Source organism: Nocardia carnea (assembly GCF_029869215.1).
GTDB classification, from domain to species: Bacteria; Actinomycetota; Actinomycetes; order Mycobacteriales; family Mycobacteriaceae; genus Nocardia; species Nocardia carnea_B.
Genome location: NZ_JARWPM010000202.1, coordinates 34,667 through 41,664 on the forward strand (window position 1 = coordinate 34,667; position 6,998 = coordinate 41,664).

A 6,998-nucleotide genomic window follows, 5' to 3' on the forward strand; every position below is an offset into this window, starting at 1 on the left:
TCAGTGGCCCGGACCGTAGAGGCCGAAGCGCAGATCGGGGTCGCCGGGTGTCCAGGTATTGGTGAACTGGGAGCGGGCACCCATCGCCTGCACGCGGGCGAGCAGTGACGCACTGAGGTCCAGCCGGCCCGGTTCCCATTTCGCCAGGGCCGCTGCGATATCCCCGTCGGCCTCGGCCAGTGCTGCTTCCAGCGCCCAGGCATCCGCTGCGGCTTTCGCGGTCCCCGCCGCCGCGTGGGGGCGCGCGCTGCAGGCGGCATCACCGATCAGTGCCGCCCTTCCCTGAGCCGTGGCGGCGGAGCGGCAGTCCGAAACCACTTGGAGGTAGGGCAGCTCCGTCGCGGTGACGATCTCCGCGGCGGCCGGCGCCAGCACAGCGGCCGCAGTCTCCTTCATTTCCGCGATGTGGCGGTCCTGCACCTGGCCGGGATGGACCGATACCGGTCCCGCGAATCCGCGCTTGTCGAGCAATAGTTCGGTCAGCTCGGGCCCGGCGGGGACGTTGCGGTACCAGACGTAATTCATCAGCCGGTGTTCCGGGCCGACGCCCTCGTCGCCGGGGATCGGGTAGAGCGTGATGTGGGAGTGCGGAACCACACTGTAGGTGATGGCGTCACCGGTCAGCTCCCGAGTGGCCGGGGTGAGGTCGTGTACGGGGACGGTTCCGCGCCAACCGACGTACCCCGAGTATTGGAGCGTCGCGTCCGGGTCGAAGTGGGCGCGCGCGATCGAGGTGATACCGTCGGCGAACACGACCAGTTCGGCTGTCTCGGTGCGACCGCTGACGAAACGGACGGTGGCCGTGTCGTCGTCCTGATCGAATCCGCAGGCGAATTCGCCGAGGTGATAGTGCTCGGTGCCGAAATCCGCGAGCAATGCCCGGTAGAAGGTTCCCCACGACGTGTAGGTCCAGGTGCGTTCCTCCTGGAAGACGACGGAGTTCGCACGGTCGAGGTACTGCACGTACGAGGTGGATGTGCTCAGGTCGGTGAGTCGCTGGGTGCTGCGCTCGGTGAACCAGCGCACGGTATCGGGTTGCAGGACGATGCCGCTGCCACGGCCGTCCAGGGCGGCGGGGGTGCGTTCGTAGACGTCGACGGAGAAACCGAGATCCCGCAGGAGCAGCGCAGCGGTCAGCCCGCCGATGGATCCGCCGACAACGATCGCCCGGGCGGAGTCGTAGGTGTTCATGAACGGCTCTCTTCTCGGCCCGCGGCCGGTTCGGAGGGAAGTGACGGGTCCGGAGGGCTGGTGGAGTCCGGGGCCGGAGGGTCGATGGGAAGTGGTTTGCCGCGGGTCTCGGTCGCGAAGGCGAGCCCGATGAAGGCGATGAGGCCCAGTGCGGCGATTGCGGCGGTGGCGACGCCGAGGTTGCCGCTGAACCAGGAGGTCGCGATTACTCCGGCGACGAGCGGTCCGGCCGCGGTGATAACCCGGCCGACACTGTTGACCACGGCGAGGGCGGTGGCTCGCACGCTCGGCGGGAAGACCTCGGGTCCGTAGATGAAGGTTCCGGACAGGGCGCCGAAGAGGCCGAAACCGAGCACCGGCATCGCGACGAGGAATCCGGTATAGCTGTGCTCGAGGGGGAAAACGTAGCCGATCGCGATGGCCGACAGGACGAAACTCAGGGTGAAGGTGCGGCGCCGCCCGAGTGCGTCGGCGAGAAAACCCCACGATGCGTAGCCGAGGATTCCGCCGGCGTTGAACAGCATGGAGGCCAGTGCCACGCGGTGATCGGCGGTGCCGGCGGCCACGGTCGTATCGTTCGCGGTCATCTGCCGGATGATCTGCGGGTACCAGGTCGATACGCTCCAGAAGGAGATCAGTGATCCGGTCGCCAATGCGGTACACACCAGGGTGGGACGCAGCAGCGGTCCCGAGAACAGGCGCCGCAGGACGAATATCTCTGTGGCAGTGTCGTCTTCGTGGAGTCTGCGCTGTTTGCGGGCGCGGATGGTTGCTTGAATCTCGGGTGGTTCGGGCACATAGCGGCGGATGAACCAGACCAGTAGTGCGGGAATGACCGCGAGCGCCATCATCATGCGCCAGCCGTGACTGCCGAGCAGGGCGTAGGTGGCCGCGGCGACGAAGAAACCCGCGGCGTATCCGGACATCATGATGCCGCCCGCGCGGGCGCGATAGCGGTTTCGCCAGGTTTCTGCGATGAGGGCGGCGCCGACGGGCGCCTCGACGCCGGAGCCGACGCCGGCGATGAAGCGCAGGATGCCCATCTGCCACCAGGTATCGGCGAACGCGGCGACCGCGGTGAACACCGCGTAGGTCAGGATGCCGAGGGAGAGCACCCGGGTCCGGCCGAAGTAGTCGGCGAGTATGCCGAACAGGATTCCGCCGACCGCCCAGCCGAGGAGGAACAGGGCGACGGTGAGGCCGCCGTAGAAGCCGATGGCCGAGGTATCGGCGGTGATTCCGCTGTGTGGCAGCAGTTCGGTCATTGCCGGTCCGAGGACGAGAACGTAGAGACTGCCGGCGAATCCGTCCAGGCCCCAGCCGAGGGTGGTGCCGAGGAGTACCAGCCACTGCATCCGGCTGATCTCGGTTCGTTCGGTGCCTGCACCGGTCTGATGCGTCGTCATCGACGCTCCTTCCGCGTAAGGTCGCGTGGTCGGAGGGGAGGTGGGCGCGCGGCATCGCCCCGTGCGGGCTTGCCGGGGTGGATGCTGCGCCGGATGGTCAGTTGAGGCGGGTGTTCGCGTCCGGGCTGCCGTACCAGTCGACGTGGTCGTCGGCGGTTCGCACGACCACGGTTTTGATCCAGGAGAAGTCGTCGAAGGATTCGGTTCCGGCGTCCTTGCCGATACCGGATTCCTTGACCCCGCCCCAGGGCAGCGATGGTTCGAGGCGGTGGTGGTCGTTGACCCAGACCATGCCCGCGACGATCCTGTCCGCGACGCGGTGCCCGCGGGCGATATCGCGTGTCCACACGCCTGCGCCGAGTCCGTAGCGGTTGTCGTTGGCCATCGCGACCGCTTCCTGCTCGGTGTCGAAGGGGATGACGACAGCGACCGGACCGAAGATCTCCTCCCGGGACACCGTCATGTCGATGGTGGCGTCGGCGAGAACTGTGGGTTCGAGGAAGAATCCGCCCTGCAGCGACGCGGGCAGGTCGGGAATGTTGCCGCCGGCGACGAGCCGCGCGCCTTCCCCGACGCCGGTGTTGATGAGCTCGCGGACCCGATCACGCTGGCGTGCGCTGATGAGCGGTCCCATCTGGGTATCGGATGCGGCGGGGTCGCCGATCCGGATGGCGCGGGCCCGCTCGGCGAGTGCGGTGACGAATTCGTCGTAGATCGCGCGCTGAACCAGGAACCGGGATCCGGCGACGCAGGATTGGCCCGCGGCGACGAACGCCGCGAAGGCGGCGCCTTCGGCGGCGACGACCGGGTCGATATCGTCGAAGACCAGGATCGGTGTCTTTCCGCCGAGTTCGGCGGTCACGCGCGCGAAGCGAGTCGCGGTTGCGACGGCGGCCGACCGGCCTGCCTCGGTGCCGCCGGTGAGGGTTATCTTCGCGACGTCGGGGTGATGGGTCAGCCGCTCGCCGGCCTCGCGACCGCCGGTGACGACGGTGACGACGCCGTCGGGAAGCCCGGCCTCCCGCAAAATTCGGGCCAGCGCGAGGGTGGTGAGCGGGGTGGTCTCGGAGGGCTTGACCACCACGGTGTTGCCGTTCGCCAGGGCGGCGGACAGGCTGCGCGCGAGGATCAGCATCGGGTGGTTGAACGGCGTGATGATGCCGCACACGCCGAGCGGAGAACGGCGCTGATAGGTCAGATACGGTCCGTCGCTGGGCAGGACGGCGTCCCGCTGGGCGACGAGCAACCCGGCGTTGTACCGGAACCATTCCGGTACGCGGGACAATTGGGCCCGTGTTTCGGTGACCGGCCGGCCGTTGTTGCGGGTCTCGAGCCGGAACAGGTCGGCGGAGGCGGCTTCGACGGCGTCCGCGATCCGCAGCAGCAACCGGGCACGTTCGCTGCGTTGCATGGCGGGCCACGGCCCGGATTCGAATGCTGTGCGGGCGGTCCGGACCGCCTCATCGACGGCCTCGGCGCCCTGTTCGGCGACGATATCGAGTACCGCGCCGGTAGACGGATCCAGGATCTCACGGGTAGGGCCGGTGGCCCGGTCCGCGGCGGCCCCGAGCGGGGATTGGTCGGTCGTGGTATCGGTCATGGCGCCGAGCCCTTCCTATCGCGTCTCGATGGGGACGCCCGGTGTGGTACCGGCTGTGCTCGGTGCGAAGAACTTCGGCACAACAATGGGCGCGAATCGAGTATCGAGTCCGGCGTGTTCCGCATCAATGTCTCCGGATACACAGTATTCGGAAATATATGTCCGTTGACACATAATGTGCCACGCTGGGCCGGTGACCGAACAACAGCGGGGCGGCTATTCCGCCGAGTTGGTGACGTGGTTGGCCAGCCTGCGCACACTGAGTGCGGCCGCAGTATCGGGCGACGGTCTGCGGGAGGTACTCGATCTGGTGGCCGCGACGGCGCGCGCACTGCTCGGCTTCGACTTCTGCGGGGTCCTCACGCCGGGCACCAGCGAAGAAAGCCTTCTCATCGCGGGCTGGAGTGGTTTGTCCGACGACTACGTGGCCCGGATCAACGCCGACCGGCCGGTGGGTCTGGCCAGCGCCGCGCCCTCCACCCGCGCTTTCCGGACCGGGCGGCCGGTGGTGATCCGGGATATCGCCGCCGAACCGCAGTTCGGACCGTGGGGGGATGTTGCCCGTGACCAGGGCTACCGCGCGATGGTGTCGGTTCCGCTCGTTGCGGCCGGACATGTCCTCGGCACCCTCAACGGGTACTACAAGCCGGTTCATACCTTCACCCACTACGAGACCGAGCGGATGTCGCTGCTCGCGAACCACGCGGCGATCGCCCTGACCTCGGCACGCAGGCTAGCGGAACTGAGCCGGCTCAACGCGTCCCTGCGCGAACAGCGTGACCTGCTGACCCGATCGGAACAGATCCACGAACGGCTACTCGATGTGACCCTGCGATCCGGCGGGCTCACGGGCATCGCCGAGGTCCTCGGTGAGCTGATCGCGCGTCCTCTGCTCGTCGAGGACTCCGGCGGAGCCGTGCTCGCGACGGCGGGAGACAACGCGCGACTTCCCGATCCGCGCTACCGCGCCGCCGCCGATACGTCGGCAGCTAATTCGGCGAAACCTGTTGTCGTATCGAATGATTCGATCAAACACTGGGTGTCGGTGGTTCGGCTCGACAACGAGGTGGTGGCCCGGATGTGGTATCCGGGCGACCGCGGTCCGCTCGATGCGCTGGGGGAACGCGCGGTAGAGCACGCGGCGCTGGTCGTTTCGCTCGAGCTCTTTCGCATCCGTACCGGGACAGAAGCCGAGCATCGCCTGCGCGGTGAGCTGCTCGCGGAACTGCTCACCGGCGGCGAGATATCGGAGGAGATGATGCGCCGGGCGCAGCGGCTCGGCCACGACCTGTCCCGCCCGCACCGTGCGATCGTGGGATTGCTGACAGTCGACGGCAAAGAGGCGGATACCCGTACCTATTCGCGCGCCCTCACCGCGGTAACCCAGTTCGCTCGCAGCCATCGTCCCCGACCGCTGGCGGCCATGCACCGTGGACAGCTCGTGGTGCTGTGGCCGCAGGGCGCGCTGGCCGGACCGGGCGATGCAGAGGTGACGGACCGGCGGGTAGCAGAACGCGTCCGGGCAGCGCTGGCGACCGCGGCCCGTGGGGTCACCGCGAGCGTCGCTGTCGCCGGTACCGGCCGCGAATCGTATGTGCAGTCCTACCGCGTCGCCAGGGGTGCACTCGAGGTATCCGTACGGTCGGGGAACCACGGCGCGGTGGTGGAATTGGGCGATCTCGGGTTGGCCGGTCTGCTGCTGCAACTCGACGACCCGGACCAGTTGACGGCCTTTTCCGATCGGACGCTGGCACCGTTGGCCGGCTACGACCGCGAGCATCGGACGCATTTGGTCGATACGCTCGAGGCATTTCTCGGCTCTCGATTGAGCCGACTCGACACGGCAGCAGCGCTGCATATTCACGTGAACACCGTGAAACAGCGCATCCACCGGATCGAAGAGCTCACCGGCTGTGATTTCTCGGATCTCGACACTGTCGTGAAGTTCGCCACCGCCCTCACTCTCCGCGATATCGCGAACGCCGGGCGCTGATACACACTTCGCGGGCCGGGAAGCCTCGTCGTGCTGTCGGCTCGGTACCGCTGTCACCGTGGCAAGAGCCGCGATCGCTCGACCGGGACGAACTCGATCCACATCAGTGGACGCTGCAATTGCACCACGCGATACAGTGCCGTAAAGGGTGACCAAGTCATAGCCCGTATATGAAGTTGAGGAGCCGCGCATGAGCATTGTTCGGCCTCCGTCGCGCATCGACGGAAAGCCGGGACTGGGCCCGCGGTCGAAAGTACGGTGCTGAGGTGCCGCTTCGCGTAGCACTCGCCGATGACGACGTCCTGTTGCGAGAAGGTCTGGCGACTTTGCTCACGAGTGCGGGCATCGAGGTCTTGGGTCAAGCCGGCGATGCGGATGGTCTTCTCGCCGTCGTCGCCGATGGACGCCCCGATCTCGTGATCGTCGATATCCGGATGCCTCCGACCCACACGACGGAGGGTCTCGATGCCGCGCTGCAGATTCGCCGCGGGTATCCCGAGACCGCCATCCTGCTACTGTCGGCGCACGTCGAAGTCGATCAGGCTCTCGAATTGCTCGAGGTGGGCACGGGGATCGGCTACCTTCTCAAGGGCCGGGTCACCGACGTCGGAGACTTCGTCGACACGATGCACCGGATAGCGAACGGCGCGTCGGTGATAGATCCGGCCCTCGTGCAGGAACTTGTCGCGGCGCGGCGCCGCGACAACCCGTTGGAGGCACTCAGCAGCCGGGGGCGCGCGGTGGTGGGGCGCATGGCGGAGGGTGTGTCGGACGCGGGGGTCGGGCGGCGGCGGTGGGTGACCGAGGG

The 6,998-nt window shown here is 67.4% G+C and carries 5 protein-coding genes; 2 read left to right on the forward strand and 3 right to left on the reverse strand.

Going from position 1 to position 6,998, the window contains the following annotated elements; genetic code table 11:
- From QH276_RS13915 to QH276_RS13925, 3 genes are all read right to left on the reverse strand, one after another.
- Positions 1-1,191: an FAD-dependent monooxygenase gene (locus tag QH276_RS13915; RefSeq protein ID WP_280401849.1), complete on the reverse strand. Its 1,191-nt coding sequence runs from the start codon at positions 1,189-1,191 to the stop codon at positions 1-3.
- Positions 1,188-2,597, reverse strand: coding sequence for an MFS transporter (locus QH276_RS13920; protein ID WP_280401848.1), 1,410 nt, complete (start codon positions 2,595-2,597; stop codon positions 1,188-1,190). The genes QH276_RS13915 and QH276_RS13920 overlap by 4 nt, the downstream gene beginning before the upstream one ends.
- 97 nt (positions 2,598-2,694) lie before the next feature.
- Positions 2,695-4,197 (reverse strand): aldehyde dehydrogenase, encoded by a 1,503-nt coding sequence (locus tag QH276_RS13925; protein ID WP_280401847.1) that lies wholly within the window; start codon positions 4,195-4,197, stop codon positions 2,695-2,697.
- Between the two features lie 193 nt (positions 4,198-4,390).
- Here QH276_RS13925 and QH276_RS13930 point away from each other — a divergent pair, with 193 nt between their 5' ends.
- Both QH276_RS13930 and QH276_RS13935 read left to right on the forward strand, forming a co-directional pair.
- Positions 4,391-6,190 carry a helix-turn-helix domain-containing protein gene (locus QH276_RS13930; RefSeq protein WP_280401846.1) on the forward strand — a complete coding sequence of 600 codons (1,800 nt, stop codon included), beginning with the start codon at positions 4,391-4,393 and terminating at the stop codon, positions 6,188-6,190.
- Positions 6,191-6,456: 266 nt separating this feature from the next.
- Positions 6,457-6,998 (forward strand): response regulator (locus QH276_RS13935; protein ID WP_280406756.1); only part of this gene is annotated, 542 nt, incomplete at its 3' end.

Coding starts and splice junctions, on each gene's coding strand:
- QH276_RS13915 (WP_280401849.1), bottom strand. CDS start 1,191: ATGAACACCTACGACTCCGCCCGGGCGATCGTTGTCGGCGGATCCATC.
- QH276_RS13920 (WP_280401848.1), bottom strand. CDS start 2,597: ATGACGACGCATCAGACCGGTGCAGGCACCGAACGAACCGAGATCAGC.
- QH276_RS13925 (WP_280401847.1), bottom strand. CDS start 4,197: ATGACCGATACCACGACCGACCAATCCCCGCTCGGGGCCGCCGCGGAC.